21 protein-coding genes are annotated in these 19,807 nt (G+C 67.9%); 13 read left to right on the forward strand and 8 right to left on the reverse strand.

Annotated elements, in window-relative coordinates; genetic code table 11:
- Positions 1-370: PAS domain-containing protein (locus Q0Q36_RS20240; protein ID WP_367187189.1), on the reverse strand; the 370-nt coding region annotated here is incomplete at its 3' end.
- A gap of 18 nt (positions 371-388) precedes the next feature.
- Entirely contained in the window at positions 389-1,417 is a 1,029-nt protein-coding gene (dusB, locus tag Q0Q36_RS20245) for a tRNA dihydrouridine synthase DusB (protein WP_293800847.1), read from the reverse strand.
- A 139-nt stretch (positions 1,418-1,556) separates the two neighbouring features.
- On the opposite strand from dusB, the gene Q0Q36_RS20250 reads away from it, so the two are divergent.
- Positions 1,557-2,762: a bifunctional 2-C-methyl-D-erythritol 4-phosphate cytidylyltransferase/2-C-methyl-D-erythritol 2,4-cyclodiphosphate synthase gene (locus tag Q0Q36_RS20250; RefSeq protein WP_293800849.1), complete on the forward strand. Its 1,206-nt coding sequence runs from the start codon at positions 1,557-1,559 to the stop codon at positions 2,760-2,762.
- A 2-nt stretch (positions 2,763-2,764) separates the two neighbouring features.
- Positions 2,765-3,301 (forward strand): CinA family protein, encoded by a 537-nt coding sequence (locus Q0Q36_RS20255; RefSeq protein ID WP_293800851.1) that lies wholly within the window; start codon positions 2,765-2,767, stop codon positions 3,299-3,301.
- On the opposite strand, the gene Q0Q36_RS20260 is transcribed toward Q0Q36_RS20255, so the two are convergent.
- The 5 genes from Q0Q36_RS20260 to Q0Q36_RS20280 form a co-directional block, all read right to left on the reverse strand.
- Positions 3,265-3,738, reverse strand: a complete 474-nt coding sequence (locus Q0Q36_RS20260) for a type II toxin-antitoxin system RatA family toxin (RefSeq protein ID WP_293800853.1) — start codon at positions 3,736-3,738, stop codon at positions 3,265-3,267. The two genes, Q0Q36_RS20255 and Q0Q36_RS20260, sit on opposite strands and share 37 nt — an antisense overlap.
- Positions 3,739-3,753: 15 nt before the next feature.
- Positions 3,754-4,767, reverse strand: a complete 1,014-nt coding sequence (gene lipA, locus Q0Q36_RS20265) for a lipoyl synthase (RefSeq protein ID WP_293800855.1) — start codon at positions 4,765-4,767, stop codon at positions 3,754-3,756.
- 100 nt (positions 4,768-4,867) lie between these two features.
- The gene (locus Q0Q36_RS20270; RefSeq protein WP_293800857.1) at positions 4,868-5,146 is read right to left on the reverse strand and encodes a GlsB/YeaQ/YmgE family stress response membrane protein; all 279 of its coding nucleotides are present in this window, start codon (positions 5,144-5,146) and stop codon (positions 4,868-4,870) included.
- A gap of 190 nt (positions 5,147-5,336) precedes the next feature.
- Positions 5,337-5,738: a hypothetical protein gene (locus Q0Q36_RS20275; RefSeq protein ID WP_293800859.1), complete on the reverse strand. Its 402-nt coding sequence runs from the start codon at positions 5,736-5,738 to the stop codon at positions 5,337-5,339.
- Positions 5,739-5,903: 165 nt separating this feature from the next.
- The gene (locus tag Q0Q36_RS20280) at positions 5,904-6,683 is read right to left on the reverse strand and encodes an invasion associated locus B family protein (RefSeq protein WP_293800861.1); all 780 of its coding nucleotides are present in this window, start codon (positions 6,681-6,683) and stop codon (positions 5,904-5,906) included.
- Positions 6,684-6,952: 269 nt separating this feature from the next.
- Between Q0Q36_RS20280 and Q0Q36_RS20285 the strand changes: the two genes are divergently transcribed.
- The 11 genes from Q0Q36_RS20285 to lexA all read left to right on the forward strand — a co-directional run bounded on the left by Q0Q36_RS20285 (position 6,953) and on the right by lexA (position 17,378).
- Positions 6,953-8,779, forward strand: a complete 1,827-nt coding sequence (locus Q0Q36_RS20285; protein ID WP_293800863.1) for an extracellular solute-binding protein — start codon at positions 6,953-6,955, stop codon at positions 8,777-8,779.
- 10 nt (positions 8,780-8,789) lie between these two features.
- Positions 8,790-9,824, forward strand: a complete 1,035-nt coding sequence (locus Q0Q36_RS20290; RefSeq protein ID WP_293800865.1) for an AMP-binding protein — start codon at positions 8,790-8,792, stop codon at positions 9,822-9,824.
- Between the two features lie 69 nt (positions 9,825-9,893).
- The gene (locus Q0Q36_RS20295) at positions 9,894-10,205 is read left to right on the forward strand and encodes a hypothetical protein (protein WP_265059283.1); all 312 of its coding nucleotides are present in this window, start codon (positions 9,894-9,896) and stop codon (positions 10,203-10,205) included.
- 222 nt (positions 10,206-10,427) lie between these two features.
- A complete protein-coding gene (locus Q0Q36_RS20300) occupies positions 10,428-10,709 on the forward strand; it encodes a YARHG domain-containing protein (protein ID WP_293800867.1) in 282 nt (93 codons plus the stop codon).
- A 112-nt stretch (positions 10,710-10,821) separates the two neighbouring features.
- Positions 10,822-12,333 carry an ATP-binding protein gene (locus Q0Q36_RS20305; RefSeq protein WP_293800869.1) on the forward strand — a complete coding sequence of 504 codons (1,512 nt, stop codon included), beginning with the start codon at positions 10,822-10,824 and terminating at the stop codon, positions 12,331-12,333.
- A gap of 97 nt (positions 12,334-12,430) precedes the next feature.
- Positions 12,431-13,048 (forward strand): aminodeoxychorismate/anthranilate synthase component II, encoded by a 618-nt coding sequence (locus Q0Q36_RS20310; RefSeq protein ID WP_293800871.1) that lies wholly within the window; start codon positions 12,431-12,433, stop codon positions 13,046-13,048.
- A 15-nt stretch (positions 13,049-13,063) separates the two neighbouring features.
- Positions 13,064-14,077: an anthranilate phosphoribosyltransferase gene (gene trpD / locus Q0Q36_RS20315; RefSeq protein ID WP_293800873.1), complete on the forward strand. Its 1,014-nt coding sequence runs from the start codon at positions 13,064-13,066 to the stop codon at positions 14,075-14,077.
- A gap of 7 nt (positions 14,078-14,084) precedes the next feature.
- The gene (gene trpC / locus Q0Q36_RS20320; protein WP_293800875.1) at positions 14,085-14,891 is read left to right on the forward strand and encodes an indole-3-glycerol phosphate synthase TrpC; all 807 of its coding nucleotides are present in this window, start codon (positions 14,085-14,087) and stop codon (positions 14,889-14,891) included.
- Positions 14,888-15,370, forward strand: coding sequence for a cyclic pyranopterin monophosphate synthase MoaC (gene moaC / locus Q0Q36_RS20325; protein WP_293800877.1), 483 nt, complete (start codon positions 14,888-14,890; stop codon positions 15,368-15,370). The genes trpC and moaC overlap by 4 nt, the downstream gene beginning before the upstream one ends.
- Positions 15,370-16,581, forward strand: a complete 1,212-nt coding sequence (gene glp, locus Q0Q36_RS20330; RefSeq protein ID WP_293800879.1) for a gephyrin-like molybdotransferase Glp — start codon at positions 15,370-15,372, stop codon at positions 16,579-16,581. The genes moaC and glp overlap by 1 nt, the downstream gene beginning before the upstream one ends.
- An 80-nt stretch (positions 16,582-16,661) precedes the next feature.
- Positions 16,662-17,378: a transcriptional repressor LexA gene (gene lexA / locus Q0Q36_RS20335; protein WP_293800881.1), complete on the forward strand. Its 717-nt coding sequence runs from the start codon at positions 16,662-16,664 to the stop codon at positions 17,376-17,378.
- Here lexA and Q0Q36_RS20340 read toward each other — a convergent pair.
- Entirely contained in the window at positions 17,372-19,663 is a 2,292-nt protein-coding gene (locus tag Q0Q36_RS20340; protein WP_293800883.1) for a ComEC/Rec2 family competence protein, read from the reverse strand. The genes lexA and Q0Q36_RS20340 overlap by 7 nt on opposite strands.
- Positions 19,664-19,807 lie beyond the last annotated feature (144 nt).

The following is a 19,807-nucleotide window of genomic DNA, read 5'->3' on the forward strand; positions in this document are numbered from 1 at the left end:
TCAGCACGACCGCATCGCCCTGGCTGGGCAAGGGAGAGGCAAAGACATCGACGATATGATCGGTTCCGAGGCGGGGCGTACCGAGATCGAGGCGATATTCGCTGACGCTGGCGCCGCGGCGCTGCACCTCCTCGATCAACCCGAGGACGGGCGAGCCGAAGGCGACGAGATCGTCGATGCGCTGGCGCTTGAGCAGAGCCGCGCTCGACTGGAAGAAGTCCTCGGCTGCCGTGTTGGCGTAGAGCACGGCATGCCCCTCGCCGATCACCAGCACCGGCATCGGCAGCACCGTCAGCGCCTGGACCTCGATCGGATCGAGCAGATAGGTGCTGCGGCTTCCAAGCCCCTTGTCGGCAAACATCGCCGTCATCGGCAGCTCCTTGCGGCGTCAGGCCGCTTCGCGATTACGGTCGGTCGAAAACAGCCCCGAGAGAGCCGCCAGGACCTGTCGGGGTTCGTCTGAAGTCAGGAGGCTGCGGCGCAATTCCGCATCGGGTTCGCAGCCGTCGGCAACCGCGTCATCCGCATAGGCCGCCAGATGCTTGCGGGCATGGCGCACGCCATGCGCGACGCCCATCAAGGCCAGCAAGCCCTCGTAATGCTCGCGCGCCAGATCCAGCTTCTCGACCAGCGTCAATGGCCGGAAGGCACGCCCGTCGAGCGCCGCGCCGATCTCACCGACCAGCCAGGGCCGGCCGAGCGCCGCGCGTCCCACCATGACGAAATCGGCGCCCGACTGCGCGAGGCAGTCCCGCGCATCCGCAACATCATGGATGTCGCCATTGGCGACGAGCGGAAAATCGCCAGCGGCACGCACCGCCGCGATCGCCCGCCAATCGGCCTTGCCCTTGTAGAATTGCTGGCGCGTCCGGCCATGGACCGTGATCATCCGCGCGCCCGCCGCCACCGCCCTGCGAGCAAGCTCGGGAGCGTTGCGGGAGGCATCGTCCCAGCCGAGACGCATCTTGACCGTCACCGGCACGCTGGTGGCGGCGACCGCGGCTTCGACCAGCGCGATCGCATGATCGAGATCGCGCATCAGGGCGGAACCGGCCCAGCCGCCCGTCACCTTCTTGGCCGGGCAGCCCATGTTGATATCGACGATATCGGCGCCGTTGGCCTCGGCCAGCCGCGCGGCTTCCCCCATCCAATAGGGGGCGCAGCCGGCAAGCTGGACAACATGCGGCGACACGCCCTCGCCTTCGGCCCGGATGCGCGCCTCCTCGCTGCCGCGGACGAACTCGTCCGACGCGACCATCTCCGACACGACGATTCCGGCATGCTGACGCGCCGCAAGGCGGCGCATGACGATGTCGGTCACGCCAGACATTGGCGCCAGGAAGGCGCGGGACGTGATCGGGATACCTGCGATGTCCAAAGGGCAAAGCCTGCTTTTAAGGCATTTCTCAATGTGCATATTTATTGGACAATGCTGCAAGAGCGCAAGCGCTTATGCGCACATGCTGCAATGCAACAGCGTCGCACCCCCTGCCCCTGCGCGACAGAATTGGTTATGGCATGCGCCCATGACCTCTTTGCAGCCAGGACCCAGTGCCGTGTTCCGCCCCTCCGATGCGCTCCAGCCTGTCGCCGCCCTGCTCGTCGCGGCCGGCCGTGGCCTGCGGGCCGGAGAGGGAGAGCCGAAGCAGTATCGGCTCGTCGAAGGCCGCCCGGTTCTTGCCCATGCGCTGCTGCCTTTCCTGGCAGAGCCCGCGATCGAACGCATCGCCGTCGTGATCGGCGAAGGCGACGAGGCGCGCTACACCAATGCCATGGCCGGGATCGACAGTTCGCGGCTTGCAGCCCCGACGCTCGGTGGCGCGACGCGCCAGGCCTCCGTGCGGCGCGGCCTGCTTGCGCTTGCCCGCGAGGGCTTCGACGGCATCGTGCTGGTCCATGATGCAGCTCGCCCCTTCGTCTCGCGCGCCCAGATCAGCGCGGCGATCCACCGGCTCGGCGCGGGCGCCATCGCCGCGATCCCGGCCCTGCCCGTGACCGACACCGTGAAGCGCACCAGCGCCGATGGCCATGTCGCCGAAACGCCGCCGCGCGACCAGCTCGTCACCGTCCAGACACCGCAGGCCTTCCGCTTCAAGCCGCTGCTGGAAGCCCATGAGGCGGCGGAGGCTGCCTTGCTGCATGGCTTCACCGACGATGCCGCCTTGATGGAATGGGCAGGCCACCCGGTCGCGACATTCCAGGGCGACCCGGCCAATGTGAAGCTGACCCATGCCGCCGATTTCTTGCGGGCCGCCGCACATCCCGGCAAGGCGCTCGTGACGCGTGTCGGCACCGGCTACGATGTTCATGCCTTCGGCCCGGGCGACCATGTCTGGCTGGGCGGCGTCCGGATCGGGCACGACCAGGGCGTCATCGCCCATTCCGATGGCGATGTCGCGCTCCATGCCCTGACCGATGCCCTGCTGGGTGCGCTCGCGGATGGCGATATCGGCACGCATTTCCCACCGAGCGATCCGCAATGGCGCGGCGCGGCTTCAGCCCAGTTCCTCGCCTTCGCGGCAGCGCGCGTCCGCGAGCGCGGCGGGCGCATCGACTTCCTCGACCTCACAGTCGTCTGCGAAGCCCCGAAAATCGGACCGCATCGCGAGGCCATCCGCGCCGAGATCGCGGCCATCGCCGGCGTCTCGCTCGGCAAGGTCGCGATCAAGGCAACGACCTCGGAGCGCATGGGCTTCACCGGGCGACGCGAGGGCCTCGTCGCATTTGGGACGGCAACGATCCGGCTGCCCGAGGAGGACTAGCCATGTTCGATCCTGGCATCCGCTCGCTCGCGGCCGAGTTGCTGAACAGGAGCCTGGAACGCGGCTTCACCGTCGCGACGGTCGAATCCTGTACCGGCGGCCTGGTCTGCGGCGCGCTGACCGCCATCGCTGGCTCGTCCGCGATGGTCCTGGGTGGCCTGATCACCTATTCCAATGAAGCCAAATCCGCGCTCGCCGGCGTGCCTGCCGCGCTGATCGCACAGCACGGCGCCGTCAGCGAGTCGGTGGCGCGCGCCATGGCGGAAGGCGGGCGCGAGCGCCTCAACGCAACCTTCGCGGTCTCGATCACGGGTGTCGCCGGCCCCGGCGGCGGCAGTGTCGAGAAGCCGGTCGGGCTGGTCCATTTCGCCTGCGCCGGCCCTTCCGGCACCCGCCATCGCGAGCGCCGCTTCGGCGAGCAATCGCGCGACGAAATCCGCCGCCTCAGCGTGCTGGAAGTGCTGGACCTGCTGCGCGAGACGGTTTTGACTGCCCCTGCCCCTCAGGCGCCGAGTGCCGGTGCTTCGCCCCGCCCATAGACGAGATCGGCCCGGCGCGCGAAGGCTTCCGAGAATTTGTGGAAAGCCTTGTCGAACATTGTGCCCATCAGCAGGCCGAGCATGCGGCTGGCGAATTCGTAGGTGATGAAGAAGCCGATTTCGCAGCCCGTCTCATGCGGCTTGAAGGTCCAGCGGTTCTCCAGATGGCGGAACGGCCCGTCGACATATTCGACGAGGATCTTGAGATTGGCCGGATCGAGCGTGACGCGGCTGGTGAAGGTCTCGCGGATTGCCTTGTAACCGACGGTCATATCGGCCAGCAGCACCTCGCCACCGCCCTCGCGCGGCGTGCGCCGGCGCACCGTCAGCCCCTCGCAGAGCGGCAGGAACTGCGGATATTTCTCGACATCGGCGACGAGCGCGAACATCTGCTCGGGCGAGTGCGTCACCCGGCGGGTGCTGTTGAACATCGGCATCGAAGAGGTGCCTTCTCAGCCGCGGCGGTTGTGGCCGATACCGATCTGGGCATCGCGCGCCGCACGCAGCCGGGCGAAATCCTCGCCGGCATGATGCGAGGAGCGGGTCAGCGGCGTCGAGGACACCATCAGGAAGCCCTTGGCATAGGCGATGGTCTCGAAGCTCTTGAACTCGTCAGGCGTGACGAAGCGGATCACGGCATGGTGCTTGCGCGAAGGCGCGAGATACTGGCCGATCGTCATGAAATCGACCTCGGCCGAGCGCAGATCGTCCATCAGCTGAAGCACCTCGTTCCGCTCCTCGCCGAGGCCGACCATGATGCCGGACTTGGTGAAGATCGTCGGGTCGAGCTCCTTCACCCGCTGCAGCAGGCGCAGCGAATGGAAATAGCGCGCGCCCGGGCGAACCTTGAGATACTTGCCGGGCACCGTCTCCAGATTGTGGTTGAAGACGTCGGGCTTGGCCGCCACGACGACTTCGAGCGCACCGGGCTTGCGCAGGAAGTCCGGCGTCAGGATCTCGATGGTGGTGCCGGGCGAAGCCTTGCGGATTGCCTTGATCACATTGGCGAAATGCTCGGCGCCGCCATCCTTGAGGTCGTCGCGGTCCACCGAGGTGATCACGACATGCTCGAGCCCGAGCTTGGTGACGGCATCGGCGATCTTGCGGGGTTCTTCCAGGTCGAGCGGCTGCGGCACGCCGGTCTTCACGTTGCAGAAGGCGCAGGCCCGCGTGCAGGTGTCGCCCATGATCATGAAGGTGGCGTGCTTCTTTTCCCAGCACTCGCCGATATTCGGACAGCCGGCTTCCTCGCAGACCGTGACCAGCTTCTCGGCCTTCACGATAGCCTTGGTCTCGGCCCATTTCGGCGAGCCCGGCGCCTTGACGCGGATCCAGTCCGGCTTGCGCAGCACCGGGTTCTCCGGCCGCTTCTGCTTCTCGGGATGGCGCACCTCGGCGGCTTGCGCCTTCGGATTGCCGGCATTGGGCCGCGGATCGCGGTTCAGCAGGTCGAGAACAAGCGCCATAACAGGGTCCGGGCTTCAACAGCAGGAGCCGGCCAAGCCGGCTTCCTCTAGCTAATCCCCAAAGCGCTCTGCCGCAACTCCCGGCCCCGGCAACAGAGCTTCACCTGCGACCGCGGGCCGCGTTCCAGATCACGATGACGATGATCGCGCCGGCAATCGCTGCGGTCAGCGTCCGCCAGAAGCCGAAAACCGGAATCTCCATGAGTTCGGCGACCTTGGCACCGACGAACGAGCCAGCGACGCCGACCAGCATATTGGTGAAGAGCCCGTGATCGGACGAGGTCAGGCGCTCGGCGATCCAGCCGGCGAGCAGGCCGATCAGCAGCGTCATGAAGAAGCCATAGCCCGGCTGGGCCATGGTGGCGGCAAAGCTTTCCATCGAAGAAGTTCCCCTAGCCATGCGCGGATGCGCGCCTACCAACGACGCGTGCCGGCTGAAGTTCCGCATCCATGCGGAGCGGGTCAATCCCTCTCGTCATTGCGAGGAGCAAAGCGACGAAGCAATCCAGGGGGACGTAGAGCACTGCCGCCCCTGGATTGCTTCGCTGCGCTCGCAAGGACGGAGAGCTTCAGGCGATGAAGCGCGCCAGCAGGATGACGAGGATGGCGCCAATGACCGCCATGCCGGCATCGTCGAGGAAGCCATAGCCGGTATTCAGGCGCCAGCCGGTGAGGCGCACGATGCCTTGCCCGACCAGCATGCCGAGCACGCCGACGACCGCATGGCGGATGACCCCGCCGCCTCCGACGATCAGGCTGGCTGCGAAACCCGTGAACGTGCCGAAGGCCACGGTCGGAACGATGACGCTCCAGTCGAGCGGCAGCGCCCGGCGCGGCGGCAGGATCTCGATCTCCTCGTCGCGGACGACACGATCGGGCTTGGCAGATTTGCGGGTGCGTGGCGGCATCGCTGCAATATGGAATGGAGACAGGCGGACGCCAAGCGCCCGCGGCCGGAGACCGAGCGTCATTCATGCGCGAAGCGCGCGGTCAATCCGAAGCTCGATGAGGAGCGCGGATCGGCGCGGTTTGCTCCGGATGACGGGCATCTCTCCGTCGGGAACCACCGAGCGCCAAGAAAAAAGCCGGCCCCGCGAGGGACCGGCCTTTTCGATATCAGGCGTTTGCGCCGGCGCTCAGGGCTTCGGCGGGGTCGCGGGCGCGGCGCCAGGAGCCGGGGCAGCGCCGGGAGCGGCACTGGCGCCGCCGGAGCCGAGGCGCTGGCGCAGCTCTTCCTGGCGCTTGCCGAGCTCGTCCTGGAGCTGCTTCTGCTGGTCCTCGAGCACCTTCGGATCGATCGCGGCGCCCTCGAAGCCCTTGGCGAAGTCAGCCAGCGGGATGGTGAAGGTCAATTCACGGCCACCCTGGTTCTGGACGCTGACGTTCAGGTTCGTGCCCTTCTTCATCGCGTTGATGAAGTCGTCCTTCACCTGCGCCTCGGCGAAGCAGCCATTCGGGAAGCAGATGGCGTAGCGGCCGCCGGTCGGCTGAGCCGTGTCGACGCCGAAGCGGATGCCGGGCTGCAGCAACAGGCCGAGCGGCATCAGGAAGCGCACGATCTTGTTGGCATCGCCCTTCACGTCATAGACCGCAACGGCGAGCACCGGCTGGCCCTGATCCGAGACGAAGTCGCGGGTGGTGTAGCAGATTTCCTTGTTGGCAGCCGGGTCCTTGCCGCAGACCTTGGTCCAGCTGGTCTGCGAGGGCTCAGGCTTGACCTGGACGACGGTCGGGCCGGCAGGCGCTGCGCCGCCGGGCTGGGCGGGAGCGGCGGGCTGCTGGGCCGGAGCAGCCGGACGGGCAGGCGCCGGGCGCTGCGCCGGAGCCTGGGCGAAGGCTGCGACAGGCGCGAAGCCGATGGCAGCGCTGAGCGCGAGGCCGAGCGCGCGAGATGACAGGCGATACGAAGCGGACATTCCTTGTCTTTCCTTACCAAGCGAATTCGGGATCACGACTTCGCAAGCCGCGCGCGTCACCGCTGATGGCCCAATCGCATGGGGCGCAGGCCATCGCAAGCCGTGCACATCAAGGCCGATTGAGGCGTTTGAATGACACCCTGCCCTCGCCTTTAGCGAGTTCGCCCCGAGGATTCCAGCCCGAATAGCTGCGTGACCGCGCTGCTCCCATGCTATTCTTGCGCAGGGAATCAGGTTGAACGATGGATTTTCTACGATTGCCCCAGGCGGTGAGCCGCCGCGGGGTCAACCTCTTGCTGGCTTTGGCCCCGTTCGCCGTCCTGGCGCGCGGCGGTCGTGCTCTGGCTGATTCGGCCCCGCTGCGGCATGCCATCGCCATGCACGGGCAGCCCGCGCTGCCGGCAGGTTTCCAGCACCTACCCTATGCCGACCCCAAGGCTCCCAAGGGCGGGCGCATTGTGCTCGGCATCCAGGGCACCTTCGACAGCCTCAATCCGCTCGTGGTGCTTGGCGTCGCGCCCGATGCCGTGCCGAAATACGTCCAGCAAAGCCTGCTCTATCGGTCGGCGGACGAGCCCTTCACGGCCTATGGCCTGTTGGCCTCCGGCGTTTCGCTCGACGATGACCGCAAGCACCTGGCCTTCGAGATCGACGAGCGGGCGCGCTTCTCGGATGGCAGGCCGGTCACGGCCGAGGACGTGATCTTCACCTTCGAGATGCTGAAAGCGAAGGGCAAGCCGTTCCATCGCTCCAGTCTCGGCCGTGTCACCAAGGTCACGACGCCCTCGCCCCGGCGCGTCGAATTCGAGCTCGGTGATGGCTCCAACCGCGAATTGCCGCTGGTGATCGGGGCAATGCCGATCTTCGCGAAGCATGCGACTAACGCCGAAACCTTCGGCGAAACCAGCTTCAAGCCGGCGCTGGGCTCCGGCCCCTATAGCGTCGAGGAGGTGCGGCCGGGCGAGGCGCTCGTGCTGCGGCGGCGCAAGGATTTCTGGGCCGAGGATCATCCGCTCACGCGCGGGCTCTATAATGCCGACGAGATCCGCTACGATTTCTACCGGGATTCGAACGCGCTGTTCGAGGCGTTCAAGGCCGGGCTCTACGATGTCCGGATAGAGGGCGACCCGACGCGCTGGATGACCGGCTATGACGTGCCGGCCGTGCATGATGGACGCATCCGGCAGGAAACGCTGCATTTCGACACGCCCAAGGGCATGACCGGCCTCGTCTTCAACACGCGCCGGCCGATCTTCGGGGATATCCGGGTGCGCGAGGCGCTGGGCCTGCTGTTCGATTTCGAATGGGTCAACCGCAACCTGTTCCACGGCGTCTATCGCCGGGCCGGCAGCTTCTTCTCCGATTCGGAGCTCTCGGCGCTCGGCATTCCCGCCGATGGCCGCGAGAAGGTCCTGCTCGCCGCCTTTCCAGGCGCGGTGCGCGAAGACATCCTCGCCGGAAGCTGGAGGCCGTCCGAGACCGACGGCTCTGGCCGAGACCGCGAGCAGGCGCGCAAGGCACTCGATCTGCTCAAGGCGGCCGGTTACGTCCTGCGTGACGGCGTTCTGCGCAACGGCAAGGACGAGCCCTTCGCCTTCGAGATCACCGTCACCAGCCGGCCGCAGGAGCGGCTCGCGCTCAACTATGCGCAGTCTCTCTCCCGGCTCGGCATCGCCGTCTCGGTACGCCTGATCGACGACGTGCAGTACTGGCGGCGCCTGTCGGCCTTCGATTTCGACATGATCCAGTGGACCTGGCCGGCCTCGGCCTCGCCTGGCAACGAGCAGATCGGGCGCTGGGGCTCGGCCAATGCCGCCCGCAACGGCGCGCTGAACTATGCCGGCGTGAAATCGCCGGCAGTCGATGCGGTATTGCAGGCCCTGCTGGGCGCCCGCGAGCGCGAGGATTTCGTCGCGGCGGTGCGGGCGCTCGACCGCTTGTTGATCTCCGGCTTCTACGTCGTGCCGCTGTATTACCTGCCCGATACCTGGATCGCGCTGGCGCGCGGCGTGATTCTGGCGGGGCGGCAGCCGGCCTATTTCCTCTCCAACGAAACGCTGGCGCGCCTCCCGGCGGCGTCGGCACCGGCGAACTAGGGTGTCGTCGATGCGGGCAGAACAGGACGAAACCTCAGCCTTGCTCGACGGTCTCGATCTCGACACATTGCTCGCGGCCCTGACCCGTAGCCGCGGCTATGATGCGGCCTTGCGCGACCCGCCGGGCCGCCGCGGCTGGAGCGACGTGACGCCCGGCTCGATCAACTTCCTCGATCTCGACGAGCGCATCGACCGGCTGGCGCGACTGCTCGCCATCAACAAGGGAACGCCGGGCGCGAGCGTCGCGATCCTCGCGCCACTCGGCCCGGAGGCGATCGTCTCGATCCTGGCGAGCCAGCGCGCGGGCTTGTCGCCCCTGATGCTGCCGCTGCACGGCAACGAGCTCGAACTGCTCAGACTGATCGAGGTGTCGGGCGCGGTCATGGCGCTCGGCGTCAGCCGCGTCGGATCGCTGCGACCGCTGCTCATGCTGCGCAATCTCGCGATGCGGGCCTTCGGCACCCGCTTCGTCGGTGGCTTCGGGCCGGATGTTCCCGACGGCGTGGCGCCGCTCGACATGCTGATGGCGAACCCGACGCTGCATCCCCTGCCGCAGCTCACCGAGCGGCCGGTGCTGCAGGTTTGCGATGGCGTGGCGCTAAGAGGACCGTTCAAGCTGCCGGAGCGGGACCTGCTCGCGAAGGCGCTCGACATCTCGCGGGCGCTGAAGCCGACCGTCTCGTCGCGCATCGTGACGACGCTGGTGGGCGGCGACCTCGCCGCCCTCGCCAGCGGGCCGGGCATGGCGATGCTGAGCGGCATCGAATTGCTCACGCTCGGCCTGTTCAATCTCGGCGACCTGCAGGCCTGCGTCGAAGGCGGACGCCATGTCCATCTGGTCCTGCCTGGGACCATGGAAGCGGCGCTGGCGCATTCGCGGCTCGCCGAGCATCCGGCTCTGGCCAGCCTGGTCTTCGTGCACCGGGCGACGGAAGCCCGCAGCCTCCCCGCCATCGACCGGCCGGACATCGCGATCGTCGATATCGAGGCGCATTCGGCCGTGGATATCACCGTGGTCAAGCGGCAGGGGTCTCCGGTCGCCTGATCGCGCCAGCGGGGAACTCTCGCGTTTGTCTCGCGTTGTTTCCGGGGTGTCTTCGTTGGAGTGACGGCCATGCTCACCGCGGGTCTCGTTCTTCTGTCCCTCTCCGGCAATCCCGCCGCCGCAAGCATCATCTCCATCGCGGATTCGCCGCCACGCTTCGATATTGCTGCATCATGCCGCGACGTCGGCAAGTCGGGCGTCAATGTCGGTCGCCCCGCCAGCGCCTGCCAGGGCGACGAGGAGCGGGCGCGCGCGCAGTTGACCGCGCGCTGGGGCGAGTTCACGCCCAGTGCCCGAACGACTTGCGTCGAGAGCGCCAGCTTCGGGGGCCCGCCGAGCTATGTCGAGGTGCTGACCTGCCTCGAGATGAAGAAGCCGTAGCGGGACTCAGCCAACGAATAGCGCAGAATACTCTGATTTCACCAAAACCTTCCGTCATCCCGGGCTTGCCTCGGGATCCATCGAAGGGCGCAACTGCTCTATGATGGATCCCGGATCGGCGCAGCTTGTCCGGGCTGACGACTTGTTTTGCGCAAGCCGTCAGGATTGTCTTCGCCTCGCCGCTCCGCGAAGCTCGCGACTCAATCCCCGGAGATCGCACCCATGCGCCGCCTTGCCCTTCCGCTCCTCACGGCCGCCCTGCTTGCCGGCGGCATGGCGGTGCCCGCACTCGCCAGCCCCCAGGCCTGCGCCGAGCTGTGGACCCAGCGCAACGAGATCTACAAGGCGCAGGGCTATTGCTTCCGGACGAAGCGCGCGATCGCGGCCTTCGGCAATGCCGGCTGCCAGTACGACAATGTCGAAGACCTGCCGCTCTCGGCGAATGACCACCGCATGATTGCCGACATCATCCGGCAGGAGCGCGCCCTGCGCTGCCCACGCTAAGGCCGATTGCCTGTGGAAGGCAGGGCTGCCCTGCGCCCAGCGAGGGGAAGGCCGTGCTAGAAGCGCCGGCCGCAATTCCGCGCCCGATCCAACCCGACGATTCATCGCCCGCATGACCACCGCAATCGAGATGGGGACGACGAGGACCGGCGAGCCCGGTCTGATCGATCTCGCCGAATTGCTGGCGACGCGCCTGTTGGTGCAGGGCAATTCGGGCTCGGGCAAGTCGCATCTGCTGCGCCGCCTGCTGGAGCAGAGTGCTCCGCTCGTGCAGCAGGCCATCATCGACCCCGAGGGCGATTTCGTCTCGCTCGCCGAGCAGTTCGGCCATGTGGTGGTCGATGCCGAATGCGGCGAGGCCGAGTTGCAACGCGTCGCGCTGCGCGTGCGCCAGCACCGCGTTTCGGTGGTGCTGAACCTCGAAAACCTCGAAGCCGACGAGCAATTGCGCGCCACCGCCGCCTTCCTCGGTGGGCTCTTCGATGTCGATCGCTCGCTCTGGTTCCCGATGCTGATCGTGGTCGACGAGGCGCAGCTCTTCGCACCCGTCATGGCCGGTGAGGCCTCCGACGAGGCGCGCCGGCTTTCCTTGGGCGCCATGACCAACCTGATGTGCCGCGGCCGCAAGCGCGGCCTTGCCGGCGTCATCGCGACGCAGCGCGTCGCCAAGCTCGCCAAGAACGTCGCGGCAGAGGCCTCGAACTTCCTGATGGGCCGCACCTTCCTCGATATCGACATGCAGCGCGCCGCCGACCTGCTCGGCATGGATCGGCGCCAGGCGGAGATGTTCCGCGACCTCGAGCGCGGCCAGTTCGTCGCGCTCGGCCCCGCGCTGTCGAAGCGCCCGCTGCCGATCCGGATCGGCACGGTCTCATCGGTCGATCGCGGCAGTGCTCCGGGATTGATGCCGCTTCCCGAGCAGGCCCCCGAGGATGCCGGCAAGCTGATTTTCACGCCCGGCGAGGACGAGCCACTGCCGCTGGCGCGGCCTGCACGCCCGGCGCCACGCCCGCGACCTGATCCAACCGAGGTCCTGCGCCGGATCGAGACCTATCGCCCTGCCCCGCTGCCGGAACCCGAGCCCGAGATCGAGCTTGAACCGGAAGAGCGCGAGGCGATCATGGTCGAGATCCTTCGCGAACTGATGAGCGACCCCGAAGCGCGCTCGCGCCAGGTTGCGGTGCTCTATCAGGATTTCACCGTGCGCTGCCGGATGCGCCGGCTCGGCCGCACGCATCTCAGTCTTGAGGAGTTCCGCAAGAGGCTCGCAGTCGCTCGCGCCGGTGTCAGCGACAGCGTCGCGACGAGCGAAGGCTGGCAGACAGCGGTCCAGGCCTCTGGAACGCTGCCGGAGGACCTGCAAGGGCTCTTCCTCTATATCGCCCGGACCGCGATCGAGGGCCGGCCCTGCCCCAGCGATGCCGAGCTCGCCGAGGTCTATGGCAGCGCCTCGCCGAGCCGGGCGCGGCGCGTGCTCAGCTATATCGAGGAGCGTGGGCTGATCGTCTGCCATGTCGATTTCCGTGGCCAGCGCACGCTCGCGCTACCGGCGCTCGGCGTCGAGACCGCACCGGGGCTCGCCCAGCCGCGCACGGCAGGCATGCCGCGCAGCGCGCGGGGGTGATCGGCCGCTCGTCACGCGCTGCCGCCACTCGCCCGCGAAACTTGACCACCCCGCCCCCGAACGTGCATGACCTCAAGCCGCATTCACGGGTTCGGCCATGCGCGTTCTGTTGATCGACAACTACGACAGCTTCACCTGGAACCTGGTCCATCTCATCGGTGGGCTGGGCGCCGAGGTCGATGTCTGGCGTAACGACGCGCTCACCGTCGACGAGGCGCTGGCCGGCGACCACGATGCGGTCGTGCTCTCGCCCGGCCCCTGCACGCCCAACGAGGCCGGAATCTGCCTGAACCTGATCCGCGAAGGCGCGGGCAAGAAGCCGATCTTCGGCGTTTGCCTCGGGCTGCAGGCAATGGGACAGGCCTTCGGCGGCCATGTCGTGCGCGCGCCGCTGCCGATGCACGGCAAGGTCTCGCCGATCCGCCACAAGGCGCGCGGCCTGTTCCGCGGCATCAACGGCCCGCTGCAGGCGACGCGCTATCACTCGCTGGTAGTCGAGCGCGCCTCGTGCCCCGATGTCTTCGAGATCGAGGCGGAGAGCGACGACGGCCTGATCATGGCGCTCTCGCACCGGGAGCTGCCGGTCCACGGCGTCCAGTTCCATCCGGAGAGCATCGCCTCCGAGCATGGCGCGACGATCCTGCGGAATTTCCTCGACCTCGCGGAGCGATGGCAGAGCGAACGCGAAGCCTCCGCCCTGACCCTTTCAGCCTGATTCCGCAGAGTTCCCATGGACGATTTCAAACCCTTCATCGCCAAGGTCGCGACCGGCGCGACGCTCTCCCGCGAGGAAGCGCGCGACGCCTTCGACACCATCCTTTCGGGCGAAGTGACCAACGCACAATCCGCCGCCTTCCTGATGGCGCTGCGCGTGCGCGGCGAGACGATCGACGAGATCGCCGGCGCGGTCGGCGCCATGCGCGGCAAGATGCTGCCCGTGAAGGCGCCGCCGGAAGCCATCGACATCGTCGGCACCGGCGGCGATTCCTCCGGCTCCTACAATGTCTCGACGCTGGCCTCGATCATCACCGCGGCCTGCGGCGTGCCGGTCGCCAAGCACGGCAACCGCGCGGCGTCCTCGCGCTCCGGCGCGGCCGACGTGCTGACCGCGCTCGGCGTCAAGGTCGGGCTCGATCCGGCCGCGACCGAGCATTGCATCCGGGAGGCCGGCGTCGGCTTCATGTTCGCGCCGACGCACCATGCCTCGATGCGGCATGTCGCGCCGGTGCGCACCGAGCTCGGTACGCGCACGATCTTCAACCTGCTCGGCCCGCTCTCCAACCCGGCCGGCGCCAAGCGCCAGCTCATCGGCGCCTTCTCCGAGACCTGGCTGGAGCCGATGGTCAAGGTGCTGGCCTCGCTCGGCTCGACCCGTGTCTGGGCCGTGCATGGCTCGGACGGGCTCGACGAGATCACCACGACCGGTCCGACCCGCGTCGTCTCGCTGGAGAACGGCAAGATCGAGAGTTTCTCGATCAGTCCCGCCGATGTCGGCCTCGAACCGGCCAAGCCCGAAGTGCTGCGCGGCGGCACGCCGGAGGAGAATGCGGCGGCGCTCAACGCGGTGCTCGCCGGGGAGAGGACCGGCTTCCGCGATATCGCGGCCTTCAATGCGGCGGCTGCGCTGCTGGTCGCCGGCAAGGCCAAGGATTTGAAGGACGGCTTCGCCCAGGCGACGGCCGCGCTCGATTCCGGCAAGGCCAAGGCGGTGCTTGCGGCGCTCATCAAAGCCTCGAACGCGTGAGGCCGGCATGACCGATATCCTCGCGAAGATCGAAGCCTATAAGCGCCAGGAGATCGCGGCGGCCAAGGCCGCGGTGCCGCGGGCCGAGATCGAACGCCGTGCCCACGCAGCCTCGAAGCCGCGCGGCTTTGCCGATGCATTGGCCGGCAAGCTCGCGCAGGGCACGCCGGCATTGATCGCCGAGATCAAGAAGGCGAGCCCGTCCAAGGGCTTGATCCGAGCCGATTTCGACCCGCCTTCGCTCGCCCGCGCCTATGCGGCAGGCGGCGCGGCCTGCCTCTCGGTCCTGACCGATGCACCCTCCTTCCAGGGCCGGCCGGACTTTCTGACCGAAGCGCGCGAGGCTTCCGGCCTACCGGCTTTGCGCAAGGATTTCCTCTACGAGCCCTATCAGGTCTACGAGGCCCGGGCCTGGGGCGCCGACTGCATCCTGATCATCATGGCCGGTGTCGACGACGCCACCGCCAGAGCGCTGAACGGGACCGCGCGCGAGCTCGGCATGGACGTGCTCGTCGAGGTCCATGACGATGCCGAGCTCGACCGGGCGCTGAAGCTCGAAAGTCGCCTGCTCGGCATCAACAACCGTGACCTGCGCAGCTTCAACGTCGATCTCGCCGTGACCGAGCGCCTGGCGCCGCGCGTGCCGGCCGACCGGATCGTCATCAGCGAAAGCGGCATCTTCACCCACGCCGACGTCACCCGGCTGAACCGCAGCGGCGTCAACAGCTTCCTCGTCGGCGAAAGCCTGATGCGGCAGGCCGACGTCACCGCCGCTACGCGGGCGCTGCTCACCGGCAAGGCCGTTGCGGCGTGAGCCGGCTCAGCCATCTCGACGCGCAAGGCCAGGCGCATATGGTCGATGTCGGCGGGAAGGCCGAAACGACCCGCATGGCGGTCGCCGAGGGCCAGGTCGTCATGGCGCCGGAGACGATCGCCATCGTCCGCGACGGCAACGCCAAGAAGGGCGACGTGCTCGGCACAGCGCGCCTCGCCGGCATCATGGCGGCGAAGCGCACGCATGAACTGATCCCGCTCTGCCACCCGCTACTGCTCAGCAAGATCGCCGTCGACCTCGAAATCGACGAGGCCCTGCCGGGCGTGCGGGTGCGCGCCGAGGTCAAGATGAAGGGCCAGACAGGCGTCGAGATGGAGGCGCTGACCGCCGTCTCCGTCGCCTGCCTGACGGTCTACGACATGGTCAAGGCCGTCGACCGGGCGATGCGGATCGAGAATATCCGCCTGCTACACAAGTCCGGCGGCCAATCCGGCGACTACGAGGCGAAGGCTGGCTGATGGCGCTCACCCCGGTCCCCGTCGCGCGCAAGGCGCTGCTCGACAGCATTCCGGGGCCGACCGGAGCGGAAACCCTGCCGCTGGCGCAATGCGCCTGGCGGGTGCTGGCAGACGAGGTCAAGGCGCTCAGGACGCAGCCGCCCTTCGCCAATTCCGCCATGGACGGCTATGCCGTGCGCGGCGACGAGATGGCGGAAGGCGTCTCGCTCACGGTGATCGGCGAATCCGCTGCGGGCCGGGCTTATGAGGGTGCGGTCGAGCCGGGACAGGCTGTGCGCATCTTCACAGGCGCCCCCATGCCGGAGGGTGCCGACACCATCCTGATGCAGGAAGATGCCGATGGCGTCGGCAGTCCCGTGATCCGCGTGCGCGTGCCCCCGGCCAAGGGCAAGTTCCTGCGTGCGGCAGGGCTCGACTTCCACGAAGGCGACGTCCTGCTTTCGGCCGGCCGAGTGCTCGATAGCGCAGCGCTCGGCCTTGCCGCCGCGATGGGACATCCGACCCTGCCGGTCCGGCACAAGCCGCGCGTCGCGATCCTCGCCACCGGCGACGAGCTGGTGGCGCCGGGCGAACCCGTCGGCCGTGACCAGATCGTCGCCTCGAACTCGTTCTCGCTGGCCGCGCTGGTCGAGAAGGCCGGCGGTGCCGTGCTCGATCTCGGCATCGCCCGCGACGACCATGCCGATCTCGCCGCGAAGATCGGACAGGCGCGCGATGCGGACGCCGATGTGCTGATCACGCTGGGCGGCGCCTCCGTGGGCGCGCATGATCTCGTGCAAGAAGCGCTGACGCGCGCCGGCATGGCGCTCGGCTTCTGGAAGATCGCGATGCGGCCGGGCAAGCCGATGATGACCGGGCGGCTCGGCCGGATGGTCGTGGTCGGTCTGCCGGGCAATCCGGTCTCCTCGATCGTCTGCGGCCATCTCTTCGTCCTGCCCCTGATCGAGGCCCTGCTCGGCATCGCCGAGGCGGATCGCGACCGCAGCATCCCCGCCATTCTGGGACGCGATATGCCCGGCAATGACGAGCGCGAGGATTATCTGCGCTCGGAACTGGCGTTGACCGCGGATGGTTGGGTGGCGACGCCCTTCGACCGGCAAGATTCGTCGATGCTCGGCACGCTGGCGCGGGCGCAGGCCCTGACGATCCGGCCTGCCCATGCTGCTGCGGCGAAGAAAGGCACCCCCTGCCGGATCCTGCCCCTGCGGTAGCAGCTTGCGGAACACAAGCAGAACGCGTATGGTGTTCGTGCTTTGTTTCGAATCTGCGCATTGAGGGGCTGGCGGCGACCATGCTGACACGCAAGCAACATGAACTCCTGCGCTTCATCCAGGAACGCTTGCGCGAAAGTGGCGTGCCGCCCTCCTTCGACGAGATGAAGGACGCGCTCGACCTGCGCTCCAAATCCGGCATCCATCGTCTCATCATGGCGCTGGAGGAGCGCGGCTTCATCCGCCGCCTGCCGAACCGGGCGCGTGCCCTCGAAGTTATCAAGATGCCGGACGGGCTCGGTGCTCCGACGCCACGTCCACGCTTCAGCCCAGCCGTCGTGCAGGGCGGCCTCGGCGCGCAGCCGAGCCTCGCCAAGCCGCGCCCCTCTGCCGCCGCCGAGGACGATGGTCGGCATTCCATCGCGATCCCGGTCATGGGCCGCATCGCGGCGGGCACGCCGATCTCGGCGATCCAGAGCCGCAGCCACACCGTCTCGCTGCCTCCCGACATGCTCGGCTCCGGCGAGCATTATGCGCTCGAAGTACGCGGCGATTCTATGGTCGAAGCCGGCATTCTCGATGGCGATACCGTCGTCATTCGCAGGCAGGACACGGCCAATACCGGCGATATCGTCGTCGCTCTGATCGACGACGAGGAAGCCACGCTGAAGCGCCTGCGCAAGCGCGGCTCCTCGATCGCGCTCGAAGCGGCAAACCCGGCCTATGAGACGCGCGTGCTAGGACCAGACCGGGTCAAGATTCAGGGCCGCCTCGTCAACCTGATGCGGCGCTACTGAAGGCGCTCGGTATCGGCCTCGGCTTCGGTGTCGACGGCTGGTGTGGGCTGGGCGGTGACCGATTGACTGGCGGGACGCTTGCTCGGTTCCGCCGGACGGCGCTCGCGCCGGCGGGTCCAGGGCCGGTCGGCCGCATTCGGCTCGGAGACATGGCTGCTCCAGCCCGATGCCGTACGATAGAGCGAGGTCGCGCCGTCGCGCGATAGGGCCATGCGCTCGATCAGGCGGGCCTTGCAGGCGCCGCTCCAGGGGATCGCGGTGACGACGAGATCGGCCCTGAGGCAGTCCTCGATAATGGCCAGACGCTCACGCGTATAAGAGATGGTACGCTTGTCGGCCGTCTGCGCGACGCAGGCCAGCCGGTCGCAAGTGACGCCCGCTCGCAGCGTGGGGTCGTCCGGCGAACGGCTGTCGCCATCGGAGGCGAGCCATTGCTGCAGGACGAAGCGGCTGGGCTTGCCGGCGATGGCGAGGCGACCGTCCGGGCCGCGCACGGCCAATCCCGAGCCGTCGCGCTCGATCAGGATTTCCGGCCGCTCCGGCTTGCCGGCGATGGCGACGCCACCGATCAGGGGAAGCACCGCCAGCCAGCGCCAGGCCGTGGTCCAGAGCGTCAGCCAGAGCAAGGTCACCGAGAAGCAGCCGAGCACCGCCGGGCCGAAGGCCGCGACCGTCACGGTGGAATGGTCGATGGTCGCGACCCAGTGCGCGACCTTGAGCACGGCATCGGAGGCGAGCCCCATCAGGGCCCAGGCCGGCCAGTCGAGGCCGAAGGGATAGGCCAACACGCCGAACACCGCCGCCGGCATCACGAAAAGCGAAACGAAGGGCAGCGCCATGGCGTTGCCGAGCAGGCCGAAGGGATTGAAGGTCTGGAAATGGTAGGCGCCGAAGGGCGCCGTCGCCGCGGTCGCCAGCATCGTGGTGACGACGATTCCCAGCGACGCGGTCCAGATCGGTCCGATGGGCCAAGGCAGGGCCGATGGCGGCTCGGTTCGATCTCGTCTCTCCCAGCGTTCGGCGAAGGCGATCAGCGCCGCGACAGCGCCGAAGGACATCTGGAAGCTCGGTCCGAGCAGGGCTTCGGGCTCGCGCAGCAGCACGATGATCGCGGCAAGCGCGAGATTGCGCATGCTGAGCGCGGCGCGATCGACCAGGATCGCGCCGAGCATGACCAGCGTCATGATCAGCGAACGCTCGGTCGCGACATCGCTGCCCGAGAAGATGCAATAGCCGGTCGCCCCGACCATGGCCGCCACGGCCGCGATCTTCTTGACCGGCCAGTGCAGAGCCACCGTCTGCGAAAGGACCAGGAGCGCGCGCACCAGCCAGAAGATCGTTCCGGCCGCGAGCACCATATGCAGGCCGGAGATCGAGACGATGTGATAGATGCCGGCGGCGCGCAGATCATTGTTGGTCGCTTCGGTGATTAGGCCGCGCTTGCCGGTGACGAGCGCGGCGGCAACAGCCCCGCCCTGCCCGCCTCCGACATCGGCGATGCGTTTGGTCAGGGCATTGCGTGCCTGGTCGATCATCACGTCGATCGCGAGGCGGGTCGGCATCGGATAGGGCGCGGGCGCCAGCGCGATCTTGCCGGATAGGCTGCCGACCGCACCGATCCCGCGGAAGAAAGCGTCGCGACCGAAATCGTAGCCGCCCGCCCGCGCCGGCCCCGGCGGCGGCAGCAAGCGCGCGGTCGCGACGATATGATCGCCCGGCGCCACCCCGCCGGAGCGCATGCTGACGCGGACGCGCTTCGGTCGTTGGTCAGCCGGCACATTGGCGAGATCCGTGACCAGCAGCACGATCCGCGCGCCCTTGTCGCGCGCTTCGACGCTCTCGACGAAACCGCTCAGTTTGCCGATGCGCGAGCGTTCCAGCATCGGTGCGGCGATATCGGCCGTGCGCCAGACCCCGGCGGCGAAGCCGGCAAAGGCGGCGGCCATCGCGAGGCAGGCCATTGATGCGAGCGGGCGCAAGCGCAGGGCGAAAGCTGCCGCGCCGCTGAGGCCCAAGCCGAGCAGCGGCGCCCATAAGGCCGGCTCACGATCGGCCGTGAAATAGAGCAGGATGCCGACGCCCATCGCGATGGGCAGCCAGAGGAAGGGCCGGCGCCGTTCGGCCTCCAGCGCGAAGCTGCGCCGGAAATGCAGCCACAGCAGGCGAAGCAGGGGACGAAGGCTTGCCGCCGGCGGAACGACGGCACTGATGCGAGCCGGCAAGGCATCGGCGCCCGCGCCGCGCCGGCCCTGTGCCCGCTCCTGCCCCGGCGGTGCCGGCTGCATCGCCCGCTCTCCCCCAGCCGACGCTGCGATTTGACCGCTTAGCGTTCCGGCAAAGCCATGTTACAGGGCGCGCGCCAGTTGTCATGCCACGACTTTGGCACCATCCCCTGTCTTGCCCCGGACGGCCCTGCGCCGCCCGGCCGG

This window comes from uncultured Allobosea sp. (assembly GCF_945957345.1).
Lineage (GTDB): Bacteria > Pseudomonadota > Alphaproteobacteria > Rhizobiales > Beijerinckiaceae > Allobosea.

Excerpts from the sequence above, each read along its gene's own strand:
- dusB (WP_293800847.1), bottom strand. The coding sequence starts at position 1,417 with ATGCACATTGAGAAATGCCTTAAAAGCAGGCTTTGCCCTTTGGACATC.
- Q0Q36_RS20255 (WP_293800851.1), top strand. The coding sequence starts at position 2,765 with ATGTTCGATCCTGGCATCCGCTCGCTCGCGGCCGAGTTGCTGAACAGG.
- Q0Q36_RS20260 (WP_293800853.1), bottom strand. The coding sequence starts at position 3,738 with ATGCCGATGTTCAACAGCACCCGCCGGGTGACGCACTCGCCCGAGCAG.
- lipA (WP_293800855.1), bottom strand. The coding sequence starts at position 4,767 with ATGGCGCTTGTTCTCGACCTGCTGAACCGCGATCCGCGGCCCAATGCC.
- Q0Q36_RS20270 (WP_293800857.1), bottom strand. The coding sequence starts at position 5,146 with ATGGAAAGCTTTGCCGCCACCATGGCCCAGCCGGGCTATGGCTTCTTC.
- Q0Q36_RS20275 (WP_293800859.1), bottom strand. The coding sequence starts at position 5,738 with ATGACGCTCGGTCTCCGGCCGCGGGCGCTTGGCGTCCGCCTGTCTCCA.
- Q0Q36_RS20280 (WP_293800861.1), bottom strand. The coding sequence starts at position 6,683 with ATGTCCGCTTCGTATCGCCTGTCATCTCGCGCGCTCGGCCTCGCGCTC.
- Q0Q36_RS20290 (WP_293800865.1), top strand. The coding sequence starts at position 8,790 with ATGCGGGCAGAACAGGACGAAACCTCAGCCTTGCTCGACGGTCTCGAT.
- Q0Q36_RS20295 (WP_265059283.1), top strand. The coding sequence starts at position 9,894 with ATGCTCACCGCGGGTCTCGTTCTTCTGTCCCTCTCCGGCAATCCCGCC.
- Q0Q36_RS20300 (WP_293800867.1), top strand. The coding sequence starts at position 10,428 with ATGCGCCGCCTTGCCCTTCCGCTCCTCACGGCCGCCCTGCTTGCCGGC.
- Q0Q36_RS20305 (WP_293800869.1), top strand. The coding sequence starts at position 10,822 with ATGACCACCGCAATCGAGATGGGGACGACGAGGACCGGCGAGCCCGGT.
- Q0Q36_RS20310 (WP_293800871.1), top strand. The coding sequence starts at position 12,431 with ATGCGCGTTCTGTTGATCGACAACTACGACAGCTTCACCTGGAACCTG.
- trpD (WP_293800873.1), top strand. The coding sequence starts at position 13,064 with ATGGACGATTTCAAACCCTTCATCGCCAAGGTCGCGACCGGCGCGACG.
- trpC (WP_293800875.1), top strand. The coding sequence starts at position 14,085 with ATGACCGATATCCTCGCGAAGATCGAAGCCTATAAGCGCCAGGAGATC.
- glp (WP_293800879.1), top strand. The coding sequence starts at position 15,370 with ATGGCGCTCACCCCGGTCCCCGTCGCGCGCAAGGCGCTGCTCGACAGC.
- lexA (WP_293800881.1), top strand. The coding sequence starts at position 16,662 with ATGCTGACACGCAAGCAACATGAACTCCTGCGCTTCATCCAGGAACGC.
- Q0Q36_RS20340 (WP_293800883.1), bottom strand. The coding sequence starts at position 19,663 with ATGCAGCCGGCACCGCCGGGGCAGGAGCGGGCACAGGGCCGGCGCGGC.